Raw genomic sequence first — 26,160 nt, 5'->3', positions numbered from 1 at the left:
TTAAAAAGTTAGCAAAATGTGAGAGAACCGTAACAGTTACGATAAGCAGGTTCCAATAATGTAATATTACCGTCTCGAGCATTACTTGTACTTGCAATATTATGAACCAAACTGCTTACTTTATCTTCAATATTAAGCGTAAAAGCATCCTGTAAATACATACTCCACCCTGTTGGTACTGCTTGTGCATACCCTGGATATTTAATCCCTTGTTTAGATAATGCAATACCAAAAGTATTTGAGTTGACGTCAATCTGATGCACATTTTTAAGATTATATGGCATGATATAATCATTTAAGGCTGCTCGGGTTGTTCCTAAACCACCTGCCAATTGATCTTTAATATAATTACCCACCCCACCTTTTAATACAGGCATCAAACCATTCGCTAGAGCTGTACCTAGACTCCCACCACAAATAAAGCCAATGAGTCTGACACAAGAGCGATCCACTACTAGCCCATTCATAATCTCATCAACTACGCCGCCTAGGCCAATACCTTGAATTTGTGCCTGTGTGACTCGATTTCCAATCACAGAAACGATTAAATTATTACGTTTTACCGTCTGATAATCTACTGTTAAATCTCGATAATCAACATAAGCAATGAGAGGAATACCTAAAATTTGTGCATTATCTAAACCCAAATAAGCACTTGCATCAGTATAACGACTTCGTCCTGCCGCATCACTACATACATCTGGGGCTTTACAGGTGACAGCCACATCCGTTTCACCTAACATAGATAAGTTAGCTACACCTGTTAAGTAACCACTAAAACTAGTTAAATTACCAAAACTTAAAGGACCTACAGCTTTATCTGCACCAATCCGCACACCCACGACTTCACGTGTTGCTGCTGTGTCTGCATTTTTTACTGCAAATTGAAAAAATGGATTTGTTAAAACAAAATCTTTTAAATTACTTTGGTTAGAAGCGGCATTATTTGAGTCTGCCCCTTTAGGTTGATTAGTTAACGTCGTCGGTAAAGTAATACAGGTACCACTTGCATTGGTTACACAACCAAAGGAAACATCAGAAATATCAATATCACATCCCGCCTTGCCTGTAGCAGAACTATTCGTACCGCCACAACCCAATTGTAGAGATTTCATATTAGCATTGAGTTGAACCTCAGCTTCCATTCCTAATGTATAAAATGATAATCCATCTTGCTCTTGCCGATTAAGAGAATACAAAGCCTGTCCTTGGGTTGCAGACAACTCATCATCGGTCATTTGCACCAAATGTGTGTTTGCGGCTACATTCACGTCAGATGTATTTTCTAAATCTGCCGAATGTGCATAAGCAAATGACGTCATGATTGACAATATTGCTATAGATAAACTTTTCATAAGTTCACCATTCCTTCATTTTTGTTTTTCTTGCTCATCCCAACCATGAGATAACTGTTTATTTCTTACCTCACTATAGGCTAGCATAACTTAATAATAAATGTAAAAAATACAATTTCCGATATATCGTAACAAAAAAATCTAATTTTTACATTTATAAAATTTTCAACAACTTAGTCAAATTTCACATTGCGTAGCAATTTCAATATAAAGATTAAAATATTACGATGACATTTATCAGATTAATTCAAAATATCACTCACTAAATGACAACATTTATTATGAACACTTAAAGCGCCGATTACGGCGCTTTATAGGCACTCTACAATTAGATTATCGTGGAGAGATTCCCAAAGTACTACGGATATTTCCACCCGTCATGACAATTTGTCCTAAAGTTTGAGCTGGAGGTAATACTGTGCTGCCTGTATTTTTAGGATATAAATTTACATCTGCACGTAAAACATTTGCAGGTGTTTTTGTCGTATTTAAATTTACAGAATTCGTAAACTCTACGGTTGTAGCACTCATATTTAATTTACTACTTAAGCTCATATTGCCAGAAAGACTTTCCAAGCCTAATTGGGACGGTGAGTCTGCACTTGTACTACCCGATTTATCACTTATTCTTAAATAATTTCGATTAGTATTCCCCGGCTGATCTGCATTTAAAGCAACATCACCATAAATCAATAAGCCTGATCCGCTACTTGGTGCGACAACCAAATTTGCTGTTCCATCTATACGTGCAGCAAGACCAAACAATACATCGGTATTTTTACTAAAGCTATCACTCGCAACAAAGCAATTACTTGCAGTAGAATCTTTACAAGTTGATGAAACAACACGAGAACCCGGTAATTGTCCAACAGCCAACTCTGCATCTAAAGCAGCGACTAATTTTGGTACATATATCCATAATCCACCAGTAATAAAACTTATATTCCCAGTTAAGTCTGCAAGTAAATTAATATTTCTTAAACCTGCATAATAGTTTACTGTTTCATTGTTATTAAATTGGTTTTTTGCACCATCAATCAATAACATGGAAGTCGTTTGAGAACCTGTACTGTTACGCCCCTCTGTACTCATGCTTAAGCCAAAACCAATACTCTGCTTATTATTATTTGCATCTTTTACACCATATATACCAAGGTTTGCATTCAAGTTATAAATAGGTAGACCTAAGCCCCATGAACTTCCTGCATTCGTTACAGGATTTATTATACTGTTATCAGCGACAAATAATCCTTGACGTGCAATAGCTTGAAAGTCCATGCCCCGCACAGCAACAACTAAAGCATTTGATGGCGTAGAACCTGGCGTGTTATACAAAGCTGTTTTCAGTGTTGAAGCAGCAGCAGATGAATTTCTAGCATATATCTTATTTAAAAGTGCACTAATAGGAAAATCAATCGTATTGGTCTGCGCAGCATTGATATAAACATCACCGAAATCTATAAATGCCGAATCACTATTCAAAGCTAGACTTGTCGCTGTATTACTTCGAATTTGTAAAGGTGTTAAATTACCATAACGTAAAACATACGCATTTTTACCTGACATTCCTATATCAAAATACGTTTTTTGGGTACTTGCCGCATCATTTTCAAAATCAGCTTTCATTTGTAGATGTAAGCCACCTTTACCCGCTAAATTACCCGTGCCTGTATTTGCTGATCCCGAAGTTGCTGCACCTAAAGTTGAGTCTTGTGTACCATTAACTTTTATATATGCATTTTTTAATGTGCCTGAAGCACCAATTCGACCAAAACTTGAAATATTAGAGTCTAATCCTGTTGCCTGATAGGCTTTATAATCCGAACCTACATTTTTTTTGTAGCGTAAATCTAAATTAAGACCTGGTTGTTTCTTACCAGAAAAATCAGGGTCATCGACATCAGCAAGAACAACTCTATTTATATTCGAAGTCTCATTCTTTTTATTGGTGGATAAAACCAAACCTTCCGCTGGGTCTATATACAAATAGCCATTTCCAGCAAAATTAAAGTTAAAGTCTTTAAATATGAGTTGATTATATTCAGTCGCATTATTTAATGTATAAAAAAGATTTGCATTTTTTAAGCCAAAACCTAAAGAGACTGGACTCCCCCCATTAAACAAGCCATTTTGAGTTTCTAAAGAAAAGGTTAAATCCTTTCGGTTCTGAAAAGTTAATGCACCTAAAGACTGACTGCCAGCCCCTGTACAATCTGCAGTAATACCCGCACCATTAGGGCATACAGCCAAATTACCAATATGCATCGTTGCAGGTCCAAAAACTGCACTTAAACCTAAACCATTCGATGCTGTCGCACTTGCTCCTGGTTTTCCCCCCACATCCGCAGTAAATTTTGCACTTAGCCCACCGGAACCATAAGGGGTAGTTTCGATATTTCGCATACTCACATTCAGTACGTCGTCCGCACCTGTCGTGGTTTGCGTACTATCCTTCCAATTTACCTCTCCAATTTGAACTTTGTTTGCTTCAATCTGTAAACTGATACCATCTTGACCTGAGATCTCACTCAAAGAACTATCTTCTAATTCTTGCAATGCAAAACAATGTTGCGCACATAAAATACTCAACGTTAAAATATTTAACTGTATTATTTTTTTTCTCATCACTTATCCCTACCTGTGACATTTATTTTCGCTTAAATGCTGATAAGCGGTTTTTTTAGCAACGTGAAGCACTCGAACCATTACAACCAAAAATTTTAAGCGTTCCTGCGATTGCTAAATTTCCATGCATATTTAGACCTGTAAAGCCTGTTTCCTTACCTTGATCAAAAACAGAAGCATGATTGGCAGCATAAGTTGTATTGTTTAAATAACCTTTTTGGGTGGTACTATCTGTCTCAATCTGTAAGGCTGCATAACCAAAATTACGAATTTTTAAAGGCTGAAAATAAGTTGGCGTTGTTGCACCATCATCACCAAAACGTAATTGAAGTGCTGTACGACTACCATCACCCGTTTGTGCCAAAGAAACTCCATCTAGTTGGAATTTTTCTAACTGTAAAGTTCCTTGCAATTGTTTAAAGACCAACCACTGTATATTTCCTGAGCCATCTTTACGATTATTCGGTGAAATTGCTAAACGACAATAAGCAGTATCACCAGAACATTCATATACTCTAGATAAAGAACCATCAGTGGTTGCCTTATGATTTAAAGACAATGTCCAACTTAAATCTGCACCACCTTGACCATTGATCTCACTCAATGTTTGATTATCTAATCCTATCAACCCTGCATGTGCGGTTGAAACCAAGAGTAACAAAGAACTCAATACTATTTTCATCATTAAGCTCCTTATAAACCCGTAGTGGTCATTTTAAAATGCTGAATTAATAGACCATCAATGACGGCAGAGCCTAAATTGACATCTGCGCCTGTGCCCTTCATCACAATGCCTGAAGTCGTTGATGCTTTATCTGCATTCATGATTCTATCATTATTTGAAAACGCAACTTTACCAATAGAAATACTACTATGCGTTGCGGTTGTTCCTTGATAATTAGTACCACCTATTGAAACTGTAGTACCACAATAACGTACGTTACACGTTGAACCGGTATAAGTGGTACTATCTAGGTTGCCATAATCAGTATAAATTTTATTATATACGGCTGCTTGATTTGGAATACGTGTCAATTCTAAACTGAGATTTTTTCCATCGGGTGTATCAATAATTAAAGGTTGATAGATACTTCCTAAAACAAGATTGATATTTGGACTATATATATACAGACCTTCATTTGTATCAAAGACTGCTGCTGCCCCACCATCAATCGCAGGCGTCTTTAAGTCTTTAGCTGCACCCGTGGTTTCACGGGTACTGATTCTTAATACTTTATCTGCCCAAGTACCACCATCTGCATTAAAATGCGTATTTAGACGCAATAATAGTCCAGCGCCTAAAGTATTATTATAGGTTGATGACAACCCACCTGTCCCTGTTGTTGCACCATCTAAAGTTTGAAATAGGCGTATTTGAGAACCTTCTAATAGCAAACCATTTGCAATCATTTGGACACGAAGCTTTTCTTCTAAGCCTTTTGAATCGATTGGTGCACCTGTATCAGGGTTCACAGCAGATGTTGAACCAGCTGTTGTTTGGTTACGCGCAAAAATATCCCCCCATAGACCTAATTTAATCGTTTGAGTATTTAAAGGCTGAATACCCACTTGCGCTAAAGGTGCTTCTAATTGTAAATAACTTAGATCTTTTGACGTACCTGCAAAATTTGGAACATTTTTGGTATCAACACTCAATATCCATGGATTTTTTTCTGTGCCAGAACTCACACCGACATTACTAAAACGTGTCGTTACGTTATTATCATTTTGAGAAAGTGCTAAACCATACAAGAAAATATCTGCTTTTTTAGCACCTGCATTCGTTGCAACGGATGTTAATGGTCCTACAGGAATAATACGAATTAAACCTGTATCTTTTGTTCGATCGCCCCATGATGCTTGTGGGTTTGCCACATTATCTTCAGCTTTTTGGAATACCATTTTAAAATTTTCAGGTAAAAAGGCCACGCCTTCACCTGTTGCCTCACTCAAGCTTTCATCGGTCAATGCTTCTAAGGCAAAACATGACTGTGATAACCCAAGTCCTAGCAGTGAAGCCAGTACCGTCTTTTTCAAGTTTACTGTATAACCGAGCTTAGTCATCTTGACCTTCCTATGTATACAATGCTCCGCACCATATTTTATTTTTCTAAAATTTCTTTGTTTTGAACAAATGACCATCTTTTTGTTCAAATAGGGCAATAATCCAATTCTGCCAACCTTTTCTCATTTTCCATTATGCTGAAAAATTTATCAAATGCAAAAAAAATACGATTTATCGTCCATTTTTCCGACAAACGTATGTTTATATAAAAAATCATAAATTAAATCAATATATTACATTTAAATAAAATCCACATTTCCACGATAAAATCGTGTGTGCTGAATTAATATTTATATACAAAAAAAGCAAGTGAGTCACACTTGCTTTTAAATGCTAAGGGGCTTTTAAGCCTTAGGTAAAGTCACACCTCTTTGACCTTGGTATTTACCACCACGGTCTTTATAAGAAGTTTCACAAACTTCATCAGATTCAAAAAAGAGCATTTGTGCCACACCTTCACCTGCATAAATACGTGCTGGTAAGTTTGTAGTATTTGAAAACTCTAAAGTTACATGACCTTCCCACTCTGGTTCTAGCGGGGTGACATTTACAATAATGCCGCAGCGTGCATAGGTTGATTTTCCTAAACAAACTGTCAAAACATTACGTGGAATACGGAAATACTCGACGGTACGTGCTAAAGCGAATGAGTTCGGTGGAATAATACACACATCAGATTCGATATCGATGAAGCTTTTATCATCAAAGTTTTTTGGGTCGACAATTGCAGAGTGCACATTGGTAAATACTTTAAACTCACGTGCGCAACGAACATCATAACCGTAGCTAGATACACCGTATGAAATTAGCTTTTCACCATTTGCATCTAAACGAACTTGGTTTTCAGCATACGGTTCGATCATCCCGTGTTTTTCGCTCATTTCACGAATCCAACGATCAGACTTAATTGCCATGTATTTTTCCCAAAATGCTTAACTGTATAACTGAACGTACTTTAACTTAAAATGCGTTTGATTGAAATGTTAAGCGCTTTAAAATTCAGGATTGCATGATATTCATACAAACCGCTATAGACTCAAAATTGCCGAATAACCAATAGGCACAGAAAATCCAAACAAGATTACAGAAGCTGTGCGCTGCATATTAAATGGGTTAAGCCAAGCAATTTTATTTGAAGTTAATTTTTTCCCTAAAAAGATCCAAAAGAACGCAATGGGAATAATTAAAACCAAGAAAACGAGCATGTGTGATACATAAGCAGCAAAATTATGCCAAACAAAACTTGGAAAAATTGCAGATGCAAAAAGTAAGGCTTTTGGATTCAGCAAAGTTGCACAAAATAATGCGCTTGGGCGAATAGTCGCCTGAGAATAATTTGGCTGTCGCTCTGCCTTATGCCAAAGTTTAAATGCTAAATAAATAATAAATACTGCACTAAACAATTTTAAAATGACAGGAATCATCGGAAATTGTTTGGCTAAACTGCCAATCAAAGCACCCCAAATCGTAATCGAAATAAAATACCCCAATGCTTCCGCAGGAATCAGGCTTAGAGATTTACGCACCCCCACTTGGATGCCAGAAGATGCCAACAATGTGTTGGTCGGACCCGGAGTCAATAAAATGGTGACAATGAGCCCAATAAAAAACCATGAAATCATTAAATGACCTCACTAAATTATTGAGCGCAGATTAAATCAGTTGCTCAGACTTATCAAAAAAATAATTGTAAGTATAGATCTAAATTTTGGAAAAATATTGAAAATAATATTAAATATCAATAAAATAAAAAATATTTACAATTTATTACTTTTAAGTCATTTTATAGTAACAATCGAGATAAACTTTTATTTTTGAACATTATTTATGCAAAAAACTGAATATTCTGTACTTTTAAGCCATTTTTCAGCTGAGCTTATTATGATTTATTCATATTTTTAGAGAAATAACATTTTCCTATTGTTTTTATAAACAATCATGCACAATAACCTCTTACGATTTACGTTTAATGATTATGGCGAAAAATTTCTTCAAATCATGGCTTCCTTCCCCAGAAAAAGTCAATCATCTGAAAATTATGAAAATTTTCGGTCAACATACATTGAACCCTCAGCTTTGGTATGTGAATCGTCGCTCTATTTCCAATGCCATGTTTATTGGTACATTTTGGGGTATCCTGCCAATTCCCTTACATAGTGCTTTAATTATTTTAACAGTCTTAATGTTTGAGGCGAATTTGCCTATTGCCTTACTCTTGGCTTGGATTATGAACCCATTCACGGTTGTTCCTATTCTCATTTTTGCCTTTTGGATTGGTGCAAAAATTTATCAAGTGAAAATGATCAATCAAGACATGCTTCTAGGTGTATTTCATCAAATTATTCATTGGATTCAAAACTTTGGTCATGGGCATATTGATTTTAGTCTAGCTAAAATCTTAGCCACAGGTTTATTTTTTGAAGCTTTATTGTTTGCGATTTTATTTTTTCTCGGTACACGTATTTATTGGCGTTGGAGTGTCGTGCGCAAATGGCAAAATCGACATTTAAAATTAGACTAATTTTTAATTCAAGACTACTTCAATCAATTCAGAATATCCTCTGGATAAATCACCATTTAACCATTGCCAATTTTCAACCAGTTTGATGACATCGTTTTCTAATAATTCTATTTTGGTTTGACACTTTCCTGTACGTAATTCACCCGAAACTGTTAAATGTTGATAACAAATTTCAAAGCGATCATCAGACAGCATTTGCCCGATAATTGAGCCAATTTGTACCACACCACCCTCATATTTTGCGGTAATAACTTTACCTTTTTGTGTGTAATAAAACCGTGTTGCACCATTCACATCACCATTCGCTGTATTGGCAAGGCTCATAAATACTTTATTATTGAGTAAATTTAAATTTTTCATCATCTGATCCCATACAGTTCATCATTGGCCTACGCCATGACAAAGAGCAAGGCGTAGGATGACAATATCAGAAAATTCTTTGTGGGTCTTTTTCGACTTTAGTCAGTGATTGGGCAATTTTTTCTGCTATCGCAATATAGTGAGGTGCAGCATCATCTCCAACCACCACAGAAGGCTTACCTGCATCTACATTTTCACGAATTTGCACATTTAAAGGTAAACGTCCAAGCAGTGGAATATCATATTGTTGCGCAAGTTGATCGCCGCCACCTGTACCAAAAATTTGCTCTTCATGACCACAGTTCGAACAAATATGTGTAGACATATTTTCGACTACACCTATCACTGGAATTTGTGCTTTATTAAATAATTCAATGCCTTTTACCGCATCCATTAATGCAACGTTTTGCGGTGTTGTTACAATCACTGCTCCTGTCACTGGTATACGCTGCGCCATCGTTAATTGGATATCCCCTGTACCTGGTGGCATATCAATCATCAGCACATCTAAGTCAGGCCATAATGTTTGATTAAAGAGCTGCATTAAAGCGCCTGTTGCTTTTGGTCCACGCCAAGCGACAGGTGTATTTTCTTTACCAATCAAATGCCCAATAGAAAGCACTGCCATGCCATAAGCTTCAAGCGGGACAAAATTTTCAGCTTCAATCATTGGGGTTTGCCCCGAATTTCCAAGCATAGTAGGAATACTCGGTCCATAGATGTCTGCATCGAGCACACCGACTTTTAGTCCTAATTTTTGTAAAGCCAAAGCTAAATTTACAGTCGTTGTCGATTTACCTACACCACCTTTACCTGAAGACACCAAGATGACATTTTGAATCCGTGGATGCTTAGGTACATCACGTTGTTGGGGTGCGGCTTTTTGGATAGGCGGATTATTGGGATCAATTTCAGTTTGTGGCTGCGGTGCTGAAGCATCAACGACAGGCGGTAACTTTTGGCTTTGATTCTGAGTTTGTGGTTTAGAAGAACAGCTATGACCTTCTTTGCCATGTTGATCACTTGAACAGCTATGACCGTGTTTATGATCATGTTGAATTTTTTGTTGGATCACATGCATATTCAATTCTTGAATACCACATTTTTCCAAAGCATCAGCCAAATCATCATGAATTTTTTGTAAATGTTCAGCTTCCTCAGGAAAAGTATTAATCGTAATTTGTAAAACTTGCCCTTGTACATTGACCTGTGTAATACGATCTTTTAAGGCATTTTTTGAGTTTGGCAAAATATAATTTTGAAGCACATGTTGGATTTCTTCCTCTTTCACCTCTTGTGCAGGAGAAAAAACCGATTTTAAAGAAGAAAGCCACGACATATATTTGCTCCAAAAAGTGAAAATGCACCTAAAACACCTATAGTCTATCTGTAAATGAAGCTTAGGTTAAGTGAAGTTGTATCAAGCTTTTTGAATGTACTTATAAATCTTAGTCATTTGGTTGGTTTTAGTTTCATTTTCATCATCAAAAATGAATAAAAATTAGATTCTTAGTCTTTAAAAATGCACTTCATTCATCTCAATAAAGTGCATTTTTTAAATCGCTTCAGCAAATTTCACATTAAACTTGTTGATCTTTATCTTGCTCATCCACTTTTGCCGAATCCTCTTTTTTGAATGAATTAATTTTTTCAGTTGCAGCTTTTTTTAATTCGTCAAATTTCGTTGTCGCTTGTGCTTTGAGTTCATCAAACTTGACCGATGCTTCTTGCTTCAGTTCATTGGCTTTAAGTTTAGCCTCTTCAAACTTATGTGATGCTTCAGTTTTCAAATGCTCTAATTTTTCCTGTGCCTGCTGCTGTGCATCACTCCATTTGGCTTTAGCATCCTCTAACTGTGAATGTGCAGCATCTGACTGTTCTGCACTCTCTTGTTTAAGATCATGTTTTAAATCATTTAGTTTTTCTTCACCTGCAAGTTGCACTGACTTTGCTTCATACTTGACATCATCAACTGCTTTTTCACCTGCAAATTTTGCCTCATCTGCTTTCAACTTAAGATCATCTTTTAACTCAGATGCTTTTTCTTTTAAATCATTCACTTTTTTTTCAATTGTCATGTCATTATCCTCTGAAGTATCGGTATGCTGTAAATTTTAAGCTTAACAATGCTTATCAATGATTTAGTTATACACTGTTTTTTACAGTGATGAATTATTACACAGCAATTTGCAATAAATACCATACGCAATGTTACGTATGTAACTTTTTGCTACTCTATTATTTATAATCTATTTTTCAATCATTGACGAATCATTTATTGCGCTGAACTTTTTCAATTTTAAGATAAGATGCTAAATTCTATATGATCATGATGGAATAGCTCATGACACCCGAAATGATTCGTAAGATGATTGCCATTTGCAACGAAAAAATTGCCAAAAAAGGTGAAAATGTCGAACTGTCCTTTTATGCGTTTTTGCTAATAAAAATGATGATCCTAAAACTTTAATGCAAGTCGTAACCTGGTGGATTCAAACCCACAAATTAGATCATTTTTGAAAAAGCCATCAAAATGAAGCTTTTGATTGAGAATAAAATGGATGAATAAACTTCTAGAAAACCATTGGTGGGGAATTGAGTTGCATTCAGCCATTGTGACATACGATACCCTTTCATGGCTCAGTGATGCTTATCAGTTAAACTCACAATCCTTCTATGAATTATCTGAGGATTTATTACAAATTGAATTTCCTCAAAAAGATTTGATCATCGATGTCGGTTGGTATAACCCTTTTGGCACTCGAAAAGGTTTTTTTCGTATAGTCGTGATTAAAAATATGGACTGGGAAAAACCATTATTCATTAAAAATTTTAGAAAAATAAATATACTGAAACAGCAAGTTTCAATACTGATTCAAACTATTGAACAAGGTCAATTTCAATAAAATGCAATGTGAAATAAGAGGTTATTTGTCATTTTTATAGTGGTGGAAACTGTAATCGTTTATATTTTCGGAACAATGGCAAAGCAGGTTTAAACACCCATTTTTTATTTAATATTTTCAAATAGATATAATTTCCACTCCAAATACCAATCAACAAGGGTACAGCAAAAATACTCAGACTGATGACCGCGAAAATTAGGCTTTCTATAGCTAAATACCAAATAAATCATTACAGTAATCTTTAAATAATTTATCAATATCTTTAACTCTAAACTTAGTTCGAATCGCCTTGACTCGTGACCACATATTTTCTATTGGATTTAAATCTGGACTATATTTAGGAAGCCACACAATGTAATGGCCTGCACAACGTATCAACTCCTGAAGTCTTTTCCCTTTGTGAAAGGTCGCATTGTCCATAATCAAAACACTGCTTTCTTTCAACTTAGGTAATAAATCCTGTTCAATCCAACATTCAAATACTTCTGTATTCACAGAACAATTAAACACACCAACTGTCAACAATCTATTTTCGATAATTGCACCGATCGCATTACTGCAATTCTTCAACTGCCAGTTAAATTCACCTTCAGCACGTGTTCCTTGAAGGCTATAACTATGAGTTCTGGTACTTTCACTTTGAAAACCACTTTCATCTATGTAAATCAGAGGCAATTTCCCTTCTAAACACTCTATGAGATTTTGAAATTGCTGACGTTGATTTTGATCTGCTTTAGGATGCTTTAACGTCTTTTTTTACGCGATATTCCTGCGGCATGTAATGCATTAAATACCGCATGAGTGCTTACTCCTAAACGTTCAGCTCGCTCATACTGATAATCATCAGGATATTGTTCAACATCCTTCAATATTTGCTCTCTGCTAATTTTAGCTGGACGGCCAGGAATAGGTTTGTTTGTAGTGGACTTTTTCCAGTTCTGAATCGTTTGTATACAGATGTTAAAATGCTGTGCTGCTTTTCGCACAGACATTTCATCTCGAATCATAATTTCTATGACTTTGTCTTTAAAATCTTTTGAATATCCCATATCTCTATTGTTCTATAGTTTTTAGGATTTGGCTATATAATTTCAGCCGTTCTGCCATCAAGCAATTGAAACAAGAAAATCAGACTCAGCCAAAGTGGAGTAAAGTAACGAATAACTTTAAAAAAACGTTGTATTTCAAATATTTTATGTGGCGTTTTTAAACATCTAAACAGCAAGCAAAAACTAAAAAATGCCATGATCATTAAAAAAGGCGTGAGATAGAGCATAACTTCTATACCCCGTTGTGCACTACGCGCTGAAGCAGCCACAAATAAATCGCCATGGTAAAAGTTTAAAAACAAACAAAAAGGGATCACAAGACTAAATACCGACACGATACTGGCGAAAAATGCCGAAAATAATAATGACCAAGATCTCATTTTTATGATCCTTTTTGAACTTGGTCTTATTCTGCCTGATTAAATTGTGATTTATATGAGAGAAATGTGAAATTTAAGTGAATTTGCTTAAGATTTAACTGCCCCCATAAAACTGATTGCACCAAACAACCAAATAAACAAGACAAAACAACGCCCTTGATTAAAATGATTTAAATCAGTCCCATGTAAAATATTATGCCGTGTTGCTGTGACTATAGAACTGGTATCCATTTTATAGGCAGCAAGTTCTGAGAAATACGGGTTTAGCTCATGCGCAATTTTGGCTTTATGCCACAAGCTCTTAATTTCATGACCTTTTAAGCCTGGGACAATTTTATAGACATCGACAAATTTACTGTCTTGCTGTTTTAAATAACCATGCTGAATCAGAAGATCTGTCAATAATCCTTCCAATTGTGCATACAATATTGGCGCACAACCTGCATAAAAACCCAGTTCGTACAATTTAAATGCTTCTTGAATCACATTTTTGCGTAATGCTTTATTGTCACCGATTTCTAAGCGATCGAATACTTGAAAAAATTCAGTTTGAAAATGCTCGGTATTGACCACTTCTAAAAGATTAAAGCTTTTTAAATCTTCAACGCGATGAATATCCTGCCAAAAATAGAGTAAATACAATGCATCATTGGCGACCTTCGCATCCAACTCCTGATTTAATTCGTCTGCAAGTACAGCAAAATAAGGCTCTTGCTTCGCGAATTGATGTAAGCATTTCTGTAAATAGCCATGTTCATCTTCTGCAATCTCTTCAAGATAGAACTGTGCTTCTTTTAAGATCTGTTTTCCAAGTTGTTGCTGGCTGCCTTTATTTTGTGGAATACGGGTGACAGGTTGGTCAAAATCAAAATCGTCATCATAAATCATGGTCTTAGCACTTTTCCGAAATCAGGCAAGACTCAATATCATAATGTATTCATAAGACAAAAAAGTGATTTAAAAAACATTTCACCTATTCTGTTGTGCATCTTGCTAGCAATTACGCTAAAATCAATGCCCTTGCATTAACTTTGAGAAAGAGAGTTATATCCGTGCGAAATATTTTAGTCACTAACGCCCTTCCATACGCAAATGGTCCTATTCATATGGGTCATTTACTCGGTTACATCCAAGCAGATATCTGGGTTCGTGCCATGCGTGCAATGGGTCATAACGTGACTTATGTCTGCGCGGATGATGCACATGGAACAGCCATCATGCTGCGTGCAGAAGCGAATGGGATTACACCTGAAGCGCAAATTGCCAATGTGCAAAAAGAACATATCCGTGACTTTGATGGCTTCGGCGTACATTTCGACCATTATGATTCAACCAACAGTGACGAAAATAAAGCACGTTCTTCTGAGATTTATATCAAAAACCGTGAAGCAGGCAATATTGCAATTCGTCCTGTGACACAGTTGTTTGACCCTGAAAAACAAATGTTCTTATCTGACCGTTTTATTAAAGGGACTTGTCCAAAATGTAAAGCAGAAGATCAATACGGCGACTCGTGTGAAGTTTGTGGTACAACATATAACGCAACAGAATTATTAAACCCTCGCTCAACCTTGAGCGGTGCAACGCCTGTAGAAAAATCATCTGATCATTACTTCTTTAAACTGCCAAATTTCTCAGAATATTTGCAAAAATGGACACGTGATGAAAATCGCTTACCTGTGTCCATTGCCAACAAATTAGATGAATGGTTTGAAGCAGGTTTGTCAGACTGGGATATTTCACGTGATGCACCATATTTTGGTTTTGAAATTCCTGATGCACCAAATAAATATTTCTATGTTTGGGTGGATGCCCCGATTGGCTATATGTCGAGCTTTGAAAACTACATCAAAACCAAACGTCCTGACTTAAGTTTTGATGATTATTGGAAAAAAGACTCACAAAATGAGGTGTATCACTTTATTGGTAAAGACATCGTTTACTTCCATGCATTGTTCTGGCCTGCAATGCTAGAAGGTGCCAACTACCGCACCCCGACAAGCTTGTTTGTGAATGGCTTCTTGACTGTCAATGGTCAAAAAATGTCGAAATCTCGTGGTACGTTCATCAAAGCGGAAACCTATTTACAGCATTTAAACCCTGAATATTTACGTTATTACTTCGCATCGCGTTTGTCAGATAAAGTGGAAGATTCTGATTTAAATCTTGATGATTTCGTTCAAAAAGTAAATTCTGACTTGGTTGGTAAAGTGGTAAACATCGCCAGCCGTTGTGCAAAATTCATCAATACTAAATTTGACAATAAATTATCTGCGACTTGTGCAGAGCCTGAGTTGGTACAAAGCTTTATTGATGCAGGGACATCGATTGCTAAAGCCTATGAAGCGCGTGAATTTTCGACTGCAATCCGTGAAATCATGGCACTTGCAGACCGTGCCAATCAGTATATTGATGAGAAAAAACCGTGGGCACTTGCGAAGATTGAAGGCGAAGAGCAACAAGTTCATGACGTTTGTTCTGTCGGTATTAACTTGTTTCGTCAATTGGCGGTTTACCTTGCACCTGTGTTACCGACACTTGCAGCACAAGTTCAAGACTTCTTAAAACTTGAATCTTTCGACTTTGCTTCAGCTCAAAGCATTTTGGTTGATCATGAAATTGCACAGTTCCAACCATTAATGCAACGTGTTGACCCGAAAGCAGTTGCAGCCATGGTGGATGCATCTAAAGAATCTTTAGGTGCACCTGCTGAAGCGCCAAAAGCTGAAAAGAAAAAAGAGAAAGCCAAAGAGAAGAAAGCTGAGCCTAAAGTGGGTGAAGCTGAAATTATCGGTATCGACGACTTTATGAAAGTTGACCTACGTGTAGCGGAAGTTTTAGACGCTGCTACGGTTGAAGGTTCTGACAAGTTGCTTCAACTCACGTTAAATGTCGGTGAAGCTGAACCACGTAATGTATTTAGCGGTATTCGTGAGTTCTACCAACCTGAAGACTTAAAAGGCAAATTGGTGGTGATGGTGGCAAACCTTGCACCTCGTAAGATGCGTTTTGGGATTTCAAACGGTATGGTTTTAGCTGCAGGTAATGGCGAAGGTGTTTGGGTGATTTCACCTGAAACTGGTGCTAAAGCAGGCGATAAAGTGTCTTAAGGTTTTAAATCTTAGATAAAAAGCCTCTACAATGTAGGGGCTTTTTTATGAAACATGAAATTTCATTATTCATATTTTATAGAGAATTATAAATTAATATTTCCATCACATTTAAAAGTGGTTTTTTCAACTAACTCGATATCAGATCCTGTACTAATAGAGGCATTATCAACATCAGCATCATAATGATTTTCAAAAATTTTAAGCTCAATAAGTTCTATATTTGCTTTACCTTTATAATAACATTGCTTTTCATACTGCATTTCTTCTTTAGGTATAACTGCTTGAGGATTATAAATTGCCAACTTATTTAAAATAGGCAACCATTCATTCTCATCATCTGACTCGGCGTTATGTAATTTTGCAACCACGATATTTCCTGCTATTTTTGCGGGTGATATTGGCTGTAATAATTTTAATTCTAAGATACTTTCATGTACATCATGATAATAATATAAGAATTCAACCAATGATGTTGTACCATCACGTTTAGATTCATAACTAACCATTTTCGTGCTTTCAGCAAAATTTTGTGCAAAAATAGAAGGTGAACATCCTAAGATGAACAATATAAATAAGAATTTAAAATTAGACATAATTGACTTTTAAAATAAAATTAAACACTTATATTATAAAATAAATATTTTAATTTAATATATTTTTATAAAAATGCATTTCATATCTTCATTAATTAATTTAAATACATATTTTGCATCAAAAAGCCTTAAAAATAAGTCTAATAATCCATTTTTTAAAGATAACTAAAAAATGGAACTTCAATCATGAATATCTTGATGATTATTAAAATATCAGAGGCTCAAATCACTCTCAAACATCTAAAAATTTTGACTATTCCACTCACTACCAAAATGATCAAAATCCAAAGTTACAATAATTGTCATTTATAAAAGTCAACCAATATACCTCTAATTTTCAGCATCTCTGAAGATTAAGACATCAATTAATTCTTTTAATTCTATTTGATTGTTAATAATACAATGCACCTTGTACTTGCTTATCAGCAACTGATATTTGTGAAATCGGCCTCAGTTTTTCACCCATTTTTAATAAATTTTGTATAAAAATATTCTGTAGAGGCGTTAATTCTACTTTGCACACTTCACATTGATAGCTATAACTCACCGAATTATTCATAAAAATGAGAGAATATCCCTCTCTATTCTTCACAAATAAAAACTCATCTTTCACATATTCGGCACTTTGTGTCAAATACAAATAATCATCCCATTCATAATAAGAAATTTTAGATCTATCTAGATTAAAATAACCTTCTAAGCGCTTATCATTAGATACATGAAGCTGAGATAAAATTTCAATTATTCGATGAACTGAAATTATTTTCGCCCTAAATTTTTTCCCAATTAAATACCCATATTCATTTCTAAACCATTCCCCTTCAACCAGTTCAGCTTTGATCACATGCGCTTTCAATACCTCTGTTGGTCGATCATCTAGACCATTGAGTTCAGAATGAGGTGGTAACCAAAGTAAATCATAAATGCCATTGCTTGTATTCTCTCCCTCAGATTCAAGTAAAACAATTTCATAGCTTTCACCTACTATCGGTAAAAGCTCAGACAATTCAATAATTGATTGCCAGCTTAAGTCCCATTTGGTTCGTGTCCAATTTGCCGAGGCAAGTAATTCAATTTTATTCTGATTCATTGCTAGCCTTATGGATGGATTACTTCATCCCAAAAATTAATTTCAAGCCAAGCACCGTCATCACCCCACCTGCAACACGGTCAAACACTTTCTTAAACTTCAAATACACACGACGCGGCTTTTCGGCAGACAAAGCAACTGCAACGAGTGAATACCAACCTGCATCAATAAAGAAGCATAGCATTGGTAAAACTACATAAAAATAACTTGGAATCTCTTTCGGTAAAAGTGCAGTAAAAATACTGGCTAAAACAATCGCAATTTTCGGATTACTCATCTGCGTAATCAAACCTAAACGATACGCTTGTTGATAACTCATTACAGCAGTTACACCATCTGCCTGTTCCATCGGCTCTTTGGCATGTTTAATAATTTTATAAGCTAAATAAAGCAAATACAGACCACCACAGATTTTTAAAGCCAAATATGCAGATGGCACAGCAAGTAAAATTGCCTGTAAACCCATGACTGCCAACAAGCCAAAAATCGCTGCGCCTGTACCCGTACCTAAAGCAGTAAAAAGACCATGCTTACGTGAAATCGCAATCGAGTTTTTTGCTACATAAATAAATGTAGGACCCGGACTTATTGCACCCAACATCAGTGCTAAGGTAATCGAGCCTAAAACAATCAAAGATTCCACGAAATCTACCTAAATTAAATTTTGAGCTATTTTAACCGATACTAAAAAGAAATAACGAACTTATTTATATTTTCTTCCCTCTATAAATTTTCAAAATCAATCTGAAAAATTAATTTTGGGCAAGCAAACGATAATCTTTGTCATGCACAGGTACCCCCCGATGATCATAGTACGAGATTGTTCCTGCATTTTCTGAGCTGTAGATTCTTGTGCGCTACAACCGACTAAAATAAAAGTGAATAATAAACTGAATGTGATCGATATTCTTTTCATGACATATCCCCTGTCATTTTCTTATCCATGCAGCATAGCAGCTTTGATTAAAAATACAGCAAATAAAGATTACTAAATTGTTTCAATTTTATACAAAATGAAATTTGTTAATCCATCACAATTCTATAATTTGCAGCACAAGGATTTTGCACAACTACATTTTGAATTGCCAATTCATGATCCATCGTATAAGTATATTCAAATCTAAAATCACCATTCGTCTCAAAATTTACATTTGATAATGTACTGAATTTTTTAAATTGTGGTACTTTATTATTTAAGACTAAACGTACTCTAAAATCAGGCACACTATAAAATACCAACGAATGAGGCATATTTTTTAAGCCTGTTTCGTAACTTACCATACAGCTTTGAGCATCATTAATCGCTTGAAAATCTGCATAGTCTTTCCGTTGGTTCTGTGCATTAATCACCGTTAAAATATGTCCTGAACCCGTTGCACCCAATAAAAAACCCATTAACGTTGGACTAAACTGATACACATTGGCTGTTCTCGACCAATCTTCGATTAAAACTTCACGATGACCTTGAGCATCATATAAAACATAGTCACAGTTATAACCCTCCGTATTGCAAAATTCTCGTTGGATTTTGATTTGACCTGCCTGCCCTAAAACCTGTGCTTGAGGATCTGCTTCATAGGCAATCGGTTTAATTTGATTCTTTGCTAAAACCACATGACTATTCATCAAAATCACCATGACCACAAGTGTTTTATAGTGCCACTGCATCGTATATTTTCCTTATTGTGAATGAGCTTAATTATTTAAACACGGCGATGATTTTACAGTGTAATCTTTTCCCCCCGTCCGATAGGATTGGGTATCGATATGAAAACGGTTATTGCCATATACGCCAAATCCCATTTTATATCGCTTCCCTTCTTTGCGCCAAAAATCACATAATTTTTTTTGCAATTTTTTGACTGTCGGCTTTGTGTGTTTCTTTAGGATTTAAGATATGAAAATCCACTGCAAAATTTTGTAGATGTTTACTTTTTTTAGCACCTGCGACACAGCGATTTAATTCAGGATTTCGATAAGTCGCTGTAATCGTATAGGTTTTAAAATATTCATTTTGATGTAATTTTTCTAATAGTATTAAACTTGATTTGAGATTATTCCAATATTTTTTGGGTGGAATACTAAAGCGTACATGCTCACAACTTTTTGGTACAAAGTTTCGATTGGTCACTAACTCCATCAATGGAGGTGGTGCTTTCATAAAACCAGCAAAAAAGAGCTGATATTGTTTTAAAGCGTTTGGGTCTTGTTTTGATTTCCAGGCCTGATATTGTGCATTTAATGCTGAGTTTTCTTGTTTTTTTTGACTATTTTGCTGTTCCAAATTGGGCTGTTTTGAACAGCTACTTAGTAAAAGCATACTGCTTAGAATAAAACTGCTTCGGATAAAATTTTTTATTCTGATTTTGCTCACAATATGAATACTCTAGTTATTTTAAATCAATAGATTAGCTCAAATATTTTAGATAGTTTTGATATAAAAACATATTTTCATTTACAAAAAAGTACAGAGCCTTTTATTTACAACGGACAAAAATGTCCGTTAAATACAGCTAAACTTTTTGTGTCATCGTCCAATTATGCTTAACCGCCAACAACAAGCCGCTCAAAATCGAGAAATCTTACTTGATGCAGCCCTGACTATTTTTAGAAAACATGGTATTCGTGCGCCACTACAAATGATCATGGATGAAGCAAATGTTGGACGTGCAACGTTTTATCGTAATTTTGCAGACCGTAGAGCATTAGTCATCGCCTTGATGGAACAAGCTTTGCTGCGCTTAGAAGAACGTGCAGCACAATTTGCTGATCGTCCTGATGGTTTTATTTTATTGATTCAAAATCATGTGCATAACTTGCCCTATTTAACGGCTTTAATGGAATATTGGCGAGTCATCGAACGGCAAGACCCTGTCTTAGTCGACCTTTATAAAAAGCGTGATGAGATCTTACAACCTCTCATTGATTGTGCAATCAAACATGGGGTGTGTCGTGCTGATTTAACACCTAAAGATTATGGTTTAGCAACAGCGATATTACGAGCATCTTTTCAAGGCTTAACTGATGATGAACAAATCAAACTCGCTACCCGTGCTGTTGAATTGTTAATCAGCGGTATTAAAGCCTGAGTTAGCATCCCATGGATCGTACACCTCGTTTACTTGAACCAGCACCTGATTGGACGCCTGAAGAACGCCCTACTTTACCGGGTTCTCCAGCTGCAATTGCGCATTCAATGCCAAAAAAGTTTTTATACTTCTTTATTGGTTTATTTGTTGCGCTGATGGGTAGCTTAAGTAATGGTTTTATTACAGCCAATTTACCCTTAATTCAAGGTGAATACTCACTTACACCGACACAAGCAGCATGGATTCCTGCTGCCTATGTCATGGCAAATATCAGCTCAAACTTGGTTTTATTCAAGGCGAGACAACAATATGGGTTAAGACTTTTTTCAGAAGTTGGACTCGTACTGTTCATCTGTGCCTTAGTGTTGCATATTTTTGTACACACCTTTGAAATGGCTGTCTTTGTTCGTGTAATCAGTGGATTAGTTGCCGCACCCTTAAGTTCATTAGGCATGTATTACATTATGCAAGCTTTTAAACGTGCCAATTTTGGTCGTGGGCTGTATTTAGCTTTAGGGTTTCAACAGTTAGGTATACCGATTGCATGGATCATTTCCCCGTATATTGTGGATGTCAATGATTGGTCAATTTTTTATACCTTTGAACTAGGCTTGGCACTATGTTGTTTGGCGATGGTAGTTTCACTCAAACTCCCTCGTAGCTTGCGTATTGCTGTCTTTGAAAAACAAGATTTTTTCACTTTTGCCTTGCTTGCACCTGCTTTCGCTCTTATTTGTATTGTGCTCACACAAGGTCCTATCGTGTGGTGGTTTGAAGCAAAATGGTTAGGTTATGTACTGATCCTAGGTTTTACCTTGTTAATGATTGGACTGACCTATGAGCACTTTCGGGTCAATCCCCTGATCATCACACGTTGGCTAGGGACATCCTCTACATTGCGCTTTATTTTAGGTGCATTTGCAATCCGTTTTTTAATGTCTGAGCAAAGCTATGCAGCGGTGAATTTTCTTAAAGCGATGGGTATGGGACCTGATCAATTTGTATCGTTATATATTGTGATCTTGCTTGCGATTGCTTCTGGTACTATTTTCAGCGCTTTGACTTTTAAACGTGAGCGGATTGTGTGGCATCTGCTATTTGCAGTGTCTTTGGTACTGATTGCTTGTGCTTTAGATTATCATCTGACCAGTGATGTCCGTCCTGAAAATTTTTATTTAAGCCAATTTCTCATGGGTTTTGCCAGTGGCTTATTTATTGGACCTTTGTTATTAACAGGTATAGTCAATGCACTGCAAAAAGGTCCTTCGCACATGGTCACTTTTATTGTGTTGTTTTCTGCAACACAAAGTTTTGGTGGCTTAGTGGGCAACTCATTTTTTTCAACATATCAACAATATCGCACTCAAAATTATAAAGTAGAATTGATGAGTGATTTATCTCAAACCGATCCTGTGGTTGCACAACGTTTGGCTTTGTATGAAAAAAATGCCAGTCAATATACGTTAGATCCAAAGTTAGAAGATGTTCAAGCACAACGAAATTTAGACCAAATTATTAGTCGTGAAGCACAAGTACGTGCCTATAACGATGTGATTGCTTTAAATGGAATCTTTGCAATTTTATTGCTGATTTGGGGTAGCCTTAATATTGCACGAACGTATTATCAAAATAAAAAACAGCAAGTACTCAATAATAGCAGTTAGCTTTACTTGCCAACTTAGATGGAGCAGATCCAATTTTCAGCAGATTGAATAGATTGAATGAATGAGTATAACCATGAGCCAAGATCAAAAAAGTGAACAAAGCACGACCACAGAAAAAGAGACGACACCGACAGCACCACAAGCTGTGCCATCGAGTAAATTGATTCCCACCGCCAAACGTACGTTATTTTTCATGTTCATTGTCCTGTTAATGGGCATTGCTTTGATCATGTATGCTTGGAAAATTGGTCCATTTCAAAGTGCTATTGAGTCCACCGAAAATAGTTATGTCAAAGGTAAAACCACGGTTTTATCCTCACAAATTAATGGCTATGTTAAAGATGTCCTTGTCACCGATTTTGATCATGTTAAACAAGGTCAAATACTGATGCACATTGACACTACAACCTATGATCAAAAAGTCACACAAGCAAAATCAGGTGTAGATCAAGCACAAAATAATCTATCCAATCAAACCCAAACTATCGAACAACGCAAAGCAGATATTGTGGCAGCACAAGCCAAAGTTGAACAAGCGCGCGCAGCTTATGAACTCTCAATCGCACAACAGCAACGCTATCAACAACTCGGCAATAGTGGTGCCGCTTCAAAGTCTGAACAAGACAAAGCCGCCGCAGATGCAAAAAATAATTTAGCCTTACTTCAACAAGCTCAAGCCAATGTGCTAGTGACACAGCAAGCCCTCAAAACAGCACAAGTTTCTGAAACTGGTTTAGCTGCTCAAGTGACCAATGCCAAAGCACAACTCGACCAAGCCGTGACCACCAAAGACTATAGTGTAATTCGTGCACCCATGGATGGACAATTAGGTGAAGTCAATCCTCGGGTTGGACAATATGTTGCCGCAGGTACACAACTGATGTATCTGATTCCACAACAAAGATGGGTGACTGCAAACTTTAAAGAAACCCAAATTGCCAAAATGAAAATTGGTCAAACTGCAACATTTACTGTTGATGCAATGAATCATCAAAAATTCACAGGAAAAGTTGAAGAAATATCACCTGCCGCAGGCTCAGAATTTAGTGTGCTTAAAGCAGATAATACAACAGGTAACTTTACCAAAGTGGTACAACGAATTTCTGTGCGTATCGCGATTGATGCCAATCAAAAAGGTTTAGAGCATTTACGTCCAGGAATGTCAGTGGTCACAAGTGTCGATACAAACTCTTAGCATGGTATGTCAGAATATCTTTTTAAAGCCTAAGGTTTTTAATGGTTACAATAGGCTTAAATTGTTTTGATGATCACTGTACATGTTTGATGATATTGCCCAAGGTATTACAGATCAGCAGATTTTTGTTGATGCACCTATTCAACTGACCATTCGGCGGCTTGATCAGATTCATCCGCAAATTTCAGGCAATAAATTTTTTAAACTGAAATACAACTTTTTAGCAGCCCAACAACAAGGCAAAACCTCACTGATCACTTTTGGTGGTGCATTTTCCAATCATATTGCGGCTACGGCTTATGCTGCAAATCGCTTTGGCTTTCAAAGTATAGGCATCATTCGTGGTGAGGAACTTGCCACTCAGCCACTCAACCATACGCTTGCGACAGCACAAAAATTGGGTATGCAACTTCACTTTGTGTCACGTAAAGACTATCGTTTAAAAGACAGTGCCGCTTATTTAAATGCACTTGAAACCCAATATCCAAACAGTTATATCATTCCTGAAGGTGGAACAAACGCTTTTGCCATCCAAGGTTGTACTGAAATATTATCTGCGGATGACCTAAATACTTACGATGTGATTTGTTGTGCGGTGGGTACAGGCGGTACGATCACAGGTTTAATCGAAGCCAGTACAGCACAACAACAAATTTTAGGATTTTCCGCGTTAAAAGGAGATTTTCTCAGCACCGATGTGGCACAGATGACAGAAAAAAGAAACTGGAAAATTTTAGATCATTATTGCTGTGGTGGGTATGCCAAGACGACCATTGAACTCTTACAATTTATTGAAAATTTTCAAAAAAAATATCAGATTCCACTTGAGCCCATCTATACAGGAAAAATGCTTTTGGGTATTTTTGATTTGATTAGTCAACATTATTTTGCAAAAAACAGTCGAATTTTGGTGATTCATAGCGGCGGTTTACAAGGTAGATCTTTATAAGCTACTGTTTAATTGCAAATCGCCACTTAAAAATCAAATGACCGTAGAATTAGTTTTGCACGAGCTTATTATCATTCAAAGCAATCAAACCTTTGATTAAACGATAAACATCCCAAATAAATACAACCAATAAAATCACAAAACCAACCAAAACAACGGCTAAAAGTGCACCTACGATATAGCCTACCAAACTGATCCAAAAAGTTTTGATTTGATAATTCAACGTGAATTCGGCTTAAGCAGATTTTAATTCAATAGGTTTTAAAATCTGCTGAATTCCTGAATTATATCCATTCACAAGTACCAACGCATATAAGGTTAAAGCTGAGAATATTGTCGTCAATAATCCTATTTTTGATCTATGGCGAGTGTGTTCAAGATCAAATTGACTTTTCATCAAATTAAATGGTGCTTCAATAATTCCACGTTTTTTTAATACAGCATGATCAAATGGATCTAAAACTTGTGGTTTCATATTTCTTTTTACACGTGTAATCAGTTGAACACCAACTTCTGCAAGGCGATCCTTCCAATTCTTACCAATATAGCCACGATCACCAAACAACTTACCTTTTAATTTTGAGTGTTCTATTAATTCTGGTAATACTTTACGGTCATCAACGTTACCTGTTGTTATACAATAAGAAACTAAGCGTCCAACATGATCGCAAATCAAATGAATTTTGAAACCATAAAACCAATCTACAGAGGTTTTCCCCCGACTTGCGCTGTCTACAAATACACGGTGTTGCTGAATACGTTTATTATGACACACAGCTAATTTGGTAGAATCAATAAAAGCAATTCCAGAGGATTGCACCTTTAAACTCTCAATAAGAGCGACAAAATACATCACATATTTTGCTTTTAATTCAATGAATCGGTTATAGCTAGGTAAGTTTGGAAAGTAAGAGCAAAGAAAAGGCTTAGCCCAATAAAGATAAAAAGCCTTGAAGTTTCTACTCCCTGTTAGATGAAACCACAATAATAAAGTGAGAACTTCAGAAGCACTGATTTTACTTTGGCGCAATCGCTTAGCTTGTCCTGAAGTAAGCCTATATTGTTCAACATTGTTGGTAATATCAGCACAAAAATCATCAATTAAACAAAAAAGTGTTGTAAGCTGTGTATCGATAGGCATTTGAGGTTATTCAGTTTTTTGTCGTGATTAAATTGTGACTCAAATGCCTATTCTTTATCAAATTT

27 protein-coding genes and 1 pseudogene are annotated in these 26,160 nt (G+C 36.1%); 8 read left to right on the top strand and 20 right to left on the bottom strand.

All coding sequences use genetic code 11. From position 1 onward, the window contains the following. Positions 1 to 8: 8 nt before the first annotated feature. From G0028_RS04670 to G0028_RS04645, 6 genes are all read right to left on the bottom strand, one after another. The gene (locus G0028_RS04670) at positions 9 to 1,355 is read right to left on the bottom strand and encodes a hypothetical protein (protein ID WP_227554771.1); all 1,347 of its coding nucleotides are present in this window, start codon (positions 1,353 to 1,355) and stop codon (positions 9 to 11) included. Positions 1,356 to 1,688: 333 nt separating this feature from the next. Further along, positions 1,689 to 3,980, bottom strand: a complete 2,292-nt coding sequence (locus G0028_RS04665) for a DUF6160 family protein (RefSeq protein ID WP_180046722.1) — start codon at positions 3,978 to 3,980, stop codon at positions 1,689 to 1,691. A 55-nt stretch (positions 3,981 to 4,035) separates the two neighbouring features. Then, complete coding sequence (locus G0028_RS04660; protein ID WP_130073895.1) at positions 4,036 to 4,665, bottom strand: hypothetical protein; 630 nt, start codon at positions 4,663 to 4,665, stop codon at positions 4,036 to 4,038. A gap of 8 nt (positions 4,666 to 4,673) precedes the next feature. Then, entirely contained in the window at positions 4,674 to 6,044 is a 1,371-nt protein-coding gene (locus G0028_RS04655) for a hypothetical protein (RefSeq protein ID WP_180046724.1), read from the bottom strand. A gap of 345 nt (positions 6,045 to 6,389) precedes the next feature. Then, the gene (gene dcd / locus G0028_RS04650) at positions 6,390 to 6,959 is read right to left on the bottom strand and encodes a dCTP deaminase (RefSeq protein WP_130073897.1); all 570 of its coding nucleotides are present in this window, start codon (positions 6,957 to 6,959) and stop codon (positions 6,390 to 6,392) included. A gap of 114 nt (positions 6,960 to 7,073) precedes the next feature. Continuing rightward, positions 7,074 to 7,667: a LysE family translocator gene (locus G0028_RS04645; RefSeq protein ID WP_180046726.1), complete on the bottom strand. Its 594-nt coding sequence runs from the start codon at positions 7,665 to 7,667 to the stop codon at positions 7,074 to 7,076. Positions 7,668 to 8,020: 353 nt separating this feature from the next. On the opposite strand from G0028_RS04645, the gene G0028_RS04640 reads away from it, so the two are divergent. After that, positions 8,021 to 8,566, top strand: coding sequence for a DUF2062 domain-containing protein (locus G0028_RS04640; RefSeq protein WP_130073899.1), 546 nt, complete (start codon positions 8,021 to 8,023; stop codon positions 8,564 to 8,566). A gap of 3 nt (positions 8,567 to 8,569) precedes the next feature. On the opposite strand, the gene G0028_RS04635 is transcribed toward G0028_RS04640, so the two are convergent. The 3 genes from G0028_RS04635 to G0028_RS04625 form a co-directional block, all read right to left on the bottom strand. Next, the gene (locus tag G0028_RS04635; RefSeq protein WP_180046728.1) at positions 8,570 to 8,926 is read right to left on the bottom strand and encodes a hypothetical protein; all 357 of its coding nucleotides are present in this window, start codon (positions 8,924 to 8,926) and stop codon (positions 8,570 to 8,572) included. 67 nt (positions 8,927 to 8,993) lie between these two features. Beyond that, the gene (gene apbC / locus G0028_RS04630) at positions 8,994 to 10,265 is read right to left on the bottom strand and encodes an iron-sulfur cluster carrier protein ApbC (protein WP_180046730.1); all 1,272 of its coding nucleotides are present in this window, start codon (positions 10,263 to 10,265) and stop codon (positions 8,994 to 8,996) included. 241 nt (positions 10,266 to 10,506) lie between these two features. Then, positions 10,507 to 11,004 carry a hypothetical protein gene (locus G0028_RS04625; RefSeq protein WP_180046732.1) on the bottom strand — a complete coding sequence of 166 codons (498 nt, stop codon included), beginning with the start codon at positions 11,002 to 11,004 and terminating at the stop codon, positions 10,507 to 10,509. Between the two features lie 266 nt (positions 11,005 to 11,270). On the opposite strand from G0028_RS04625, the pseudogene G0028_RS21015 reads away from it, so the two are divergent. Both G0028_RS21015 and G0028_RS04620 read left to right on the top strand, forming a co-directional pair. Continuing rightward, positions 11,271 to 11,495 (top strand): annotated as a pseudogene (locus tag G0028_RS21015) (DUF6500 family protein). After that, positions 11,488 to 11,832, top strand: a complete 345-nt coding sequence (locus G0028_RS04620) for a hypothetical protein (RefSeq protein WP_180046735.1) — start codon at positions 11,488 to 11,490, stop codon at positions 11,830 to 11,832. The pseudogene G0028_RS21015 and the gene G0028_RS04620 overlap by 8 nt, the downstream one beginning before the upstream one ends. Before the next feature lie 210 nt (positions 11,833 to 12,042). Here the strand turns inward: G0028_RS04620 and G0028_RS04615 are convergent, their stop codons facing one another. The 4 genes from G0028_RS04615 to G0028_RS04600 form a co-directional block, all read right to left on the bottom strand. After that, positions 12,043 to 12,528 (bottom strand): transposase, encoded by a 486-nt coding sequence (locus G0028_RS04615; protein WP_227554803.1) that lies wholly within the window; start codon positions 12,526 to 12,528, stop codon positions 12,043 to 12,045. Between the two features lie 47 nt (positions 12,529 to 12,575). Further along, complete coding sequence (locus G0028_RS04610) at positions 12,576 to 12,881, bottom strand: IS630 transposase-related protein (RefSeq protein WP_087547287.1); 306 nt, start codon at positions 12,879 to 12,881, stop codon at positions 12,576 to 12,578. 32 nt (positions 12,882 to 12,913) lie between these two features. Then, positions 12,914 to 13,150 (bottom strand): hypothetical protein, encoded by a 237-nt coding sequence (locus tag G0028_RS04605; protein WP_194088750.1) that lies wholly within the window; start codon positions 13,148 to 13,150, stop codon positions 12,914 to 12,916. Positions 13,151 to 13,348: 198 nt separating this feature from the next. Then, entirely contained in the window at positions 13,349 to 14,149 is an 801-nt protein-coding gene (locus tag G0028_RS04600; protein ID WP_180047677.1) for a hypothetical protein, read from the bottom strand. 164 nt (positions 14,150 to 14,313) lie between these two features. Between G0028_RS04600 and metG the strand changes: the two genes are divergently transcribed. Then, entirely contained in the window at positions 14,314 to 16,371 is a 2,058-nt protein-coding gene (metG, locus tag G0028_RS04595) for a methionine--tRNA ligase (protein WP_180047679.1), read from the top strand. Between the two features lie 86 nt (positions 16,372 to 16,457). Here metG and G0028_RS04590 read toward each other — a convergent pair whose 3' ends face one another. The 5 genes from G0028_RS04590 to G0028_RS04570 all read right to left on the bottom strand — a co-directional run bounded on the left by G0028_RS04590 (position 16,458) and on the right by G0028_RS04570 (position 20,377). Then, positions 16,458 to 16,967 (bottom strand): hypothetical protein, encoded by a 510-nt coding sequence (locus G0028_RS04590; RefSeq protein WP_180047681.1) that lies wholly within the window; start codon positions 16,965 to 16,967, stop codon positions 16,458 to 16,460. Positions 16,968 to 17,358: 391 nt separating this feature from the next. Then, positions 17,359 to 18,057 (bottom strand): hypothetical protein, encoded by a 699-nt coding sequence (locus G0028_RS04585; RefSeq protein WP_180047683.1) that lies wholly within the window; start codon positions 18,055 to 18,057, stop codon positions 17,359 to 17,361. A gap of 19 nt (positions 18,058 to 18,076) precedes the next feature. Next, a complete protein-coding gene (locus G0028_RS04580) occupies positions 18,077 to 18,658 on the bottom strand; it encodes a LysE family translocator (protein ID WP_174493617.1) in 582 nt (193 codons plus the stop codon). A gap of 422 nt (positions 18,659 to 19,080) precedes the next feature. Further along, complete coding sequence (locus G0028_RS04575) at positions 19,081 to 19,725, bottom strand: hypothetical protein (protein WP_180047685.1); 645 nt, start codon at positions 19,723 to 19,725, stop codon at positions 19,081 to 19,083. 166 nt (positions 19,726 to 19,891) lie between these two features. After that, positions 19,892 to 20,377, bottom strand: a complete 486-nt coding sequence (locus G0028_RS04570; RefSeq protein WP_227554770.1) for a D-Ala-D-Ala carboxypeptidase family metallohydrolase — start codon at positions 20,375 to 20,377, stop codon at positions 19,892 to 19,894. Positions 20,378 to 20,597: 220 nt separating this feature from the next. Between G0028_RS04570 and G0028_RS04565 the strand changes: the two genes are divergently transcribed. The 4 genes from G0028_RS04565 to G0028_RS04550 all read left to right on the top strand — a co-directional run bounded on the left by G0028_RS04565 (position 20,598) and on the right by G0028_RS04550 (position 24,954). Continuing rightward, positions 20,598 to 21,146: a TetR/AcrR family transcriptional regulator gene (locus tag G0028_RS04565; protein WP_180047686.1), complete on the top strand. Its 549-nt coding sequence runs from the start codon at positions 20,598 to 20,600 to the stop codon at positions 21,144 to 21,146. 11 nt (positions 21,147 to 21,157) lie between these two features. Then, positions 21,158 to 22,810, top strand: a complete 1,653-nt coding sequence (locus G0028_RS04560; protein ID WP_180047688.1) for an MFS transporter — start codon at positions 21,158 to 21,160, stop codon at positions 22,808 to 22,810. Positions 22,811 to 22,883: 73 nt separating this feature from the next. Further along, a complete protein-coding gene (locus G0028_RS04555) occupies positions 22,884 to 24,005 on the top strand; it encodes an HlyD family secretion protein (RefSeq protein WP_180047689.1) in 1,122 nt (373 codons plus the stop codon). 82 nt (positions 24,006 to 24,087) lie between these two features. Then, entirely contained in the window at positions 24,088 to 24,954 is an 867-nt protein-coding gene (locus tag G0028_RS04550) for a 1-aminocyclopropane-1-carboxylate deaminase/D-cysteine desulfhydrase (RefSeq protein ID WP_180047691.1), read from the top strand. Between the two features lie 49 nt (positions 24,955 to 25,003). On the opposite strand, the gene G0028_RS04545 is transcribed toward G0028_RS04550, so the two are convergent. After that, positions 25,004 to 25,177, bottom strand: a complete 174-nt coding sequence (locus G0028_RS04545) for a hypothetical protein (RefSeq protein WP_180047693.1) — start codon at positions 25,175 to 25,177, stop codon at positions 25,004 to 25,006. A gap of 12 nt (positions 25,178 to 25,189) precedes the next feature. Beyond that, entirely contained in the window at positions 25,190 to 26,095 is a 906-nt protein-coding gene (locus G0028_RS04540; protein WP_194088734.1) for an IS982 family transposase, read from the bottom strand. Between the last annotated feature and the right edge of the window lie 65 nt (positions 26,096 to 26,160).

The sequence above is a fragment of the Acinetobacter piscicola genome, from assembly GCF_015218165.1.
Classification (GTDB): Bacteria; Pseudomonadota; Gammaproteobacteria; order Pseudomonadales; family Moraxellaceae; genus Acinetobacter; species Acinetobacter piscicola_A.
This window is presented reverse-complemented; position numbering and strand designations above follow the sequence as displayed.

Bases quoted from the DNA above. Each gene is read 5' to 3' on its own strand.
- G0028_RS04580 (WP_174493617.1), bottom strand. From the start codon at position 18,658: ATGTTGGGTGCAATAAGTCCGGGTCCTACATTTATTTATGTAGCAAAA.
- G0028_RS04585 (WP_180047683.1), bottom strand. From the start codon at position 18,057: ATGAATCAGAATAAAATTGAATTACTTGCCTCGGCAAATTGGACACGA.
- G0028_RS04670 (WP_227554771.1), bottom strand. From the start codon at position 1,355: ATGAAAAGTTTATCTATAGCAATATTGTCAATCATGACGTCATTTGCT.
- G0028_RS04570 (WP_227554770.1), bottom strand. From the start codon at position 20,377: ATGCTTTTACTAAGTAGCTGTTCAAAACAGCCCAATTTGGAACAGCAA.
- G0028_RS04550 (WP_180047691.1), top strand. From the start codon at position 24,088: ATGTTTGATGATATTGCCCAAGGTATTACAGATCAGCAGATTTTTGTT.
- G0028_RS04540 (WP_194088734.1), bottom strand. From the start codon at position 26,095: ATGCCTATCGATACACAGCTTACAACACTTTTTTGTTTAATTGATGAT.
- G0028_RS04560 (WP_180047688.1), top strand. From the start codon at position 21,158: ATGGATCGTACACCTCGTTTACTTGAACCAGCACCTGATTGGACGCCT.
- G0028_RS04655 (WP_180046724.1), bottom strand. From the start codon at position 6,044: ATGACTAAGCTCGGTTATACAGTAAACTTGAAAAAGACGGTACTGGCT.
- G0028_RS04640 (WP_130073899.1), top strand. From the start codon at position 8,021: ATGGCGAAAAATTTCTTCAAATCATGGCTTCCTTCCCCAGAAAAAGTC.
- G0028_RS04610 (WP_087547287.1), bottom strand. From the start codon at position 12,881: ATGGGATATTCAAAAGATTTTAAAGACAAAGTCATAGAAATTATGATT.
- G0028_RS04645 (WP_180046726.1), bottom strand. From the start codon at position 7,667: ATGATTTCATGGTTTTTTATTGGGCTCATTGTCACCATTTTATTGACT.
- G0028_RS04600 (WP_180047677.1), bottom strand. From the start codon at position 14,149: ATGATTTATGATGACGATTTTGATTTTGACCAACCTGTCACCCGTATT.
- G0028_RS04620 (WP_180046735.1), top strand. From the start codon at position 11,488: ATGAATAAACTTCTAGAAAACCATTGGTGGGGAATTGAGTTGCATTCA.
- G0028_RS04660 (WP_130073895.1), bottom strand. From the start codon at position 4,665: ATGATGAAAATAGTATTGAGTTCTTTGTTACTCTTGGTTTCAACCGCA.
- G0028_RS04575 (WP_180047685.1), bottom strand. From the start codon at position 19,725: ATGCAGTGGCACTATAAAACACTTGTGGTCATGGTGATTTTGATGAAT.
- G0028_RS04625 (WP_180046732.1), bottom strand. From the start codon at position 11,004: ATGACAATTGAAAAAAAAGTGAATGATTTAAAAGAAAAAGCATCTGAG.
- G0028_RS04565 (WP_180047686.1), top strand. From the start codon at position 20,598: ATGCTTAACCGCCAACAACAAGCCGCTCAAAATCGAGAAATCTTACTT.
- dcd (WP_130073897.1), bottom strand. From the start codon at position 6,959: ATGGCAATTAAGTCTGATCGTTGGATTCGTGAAATGAGCGAAAAACAC.
- G0028_RS04635 (WP_180046728.1), bottom strand. From the start codon at position 8,926: ATGAAAAATTTAAATTTACTCAATAATAAAGTATTTATGAGCCTTGCC.
- G0028_RS04665 (WP_180046722.1), bottom strand. From the start codon at position 3,980: ATGAGAAAAAAAATAATACAGTTAAATATTTTAACGTTGAGTATTTTA.
- apbC (WP_180046730.1), bottom strand. From the start codon at position 10,265: ATGTCGTGGCTTTCTTCTTTAAAATCGGTTTTTTCTCCTGCACAAGAG.
- G0028_RS04590 (WP_180047681.1), bottom strand. From the start codon at position 16,967: ATGTCTAATTTTAAATTCTTATTTATATTGTTCATCTTAGGATGTTCA.
- G0028_RS04555 (WP_180047689.1), top strand. From the start codon at position 22,884: ATGAGCCAAGATCAAAAAAGTGAACAAAGCACGACCACAGAAAAAGAG.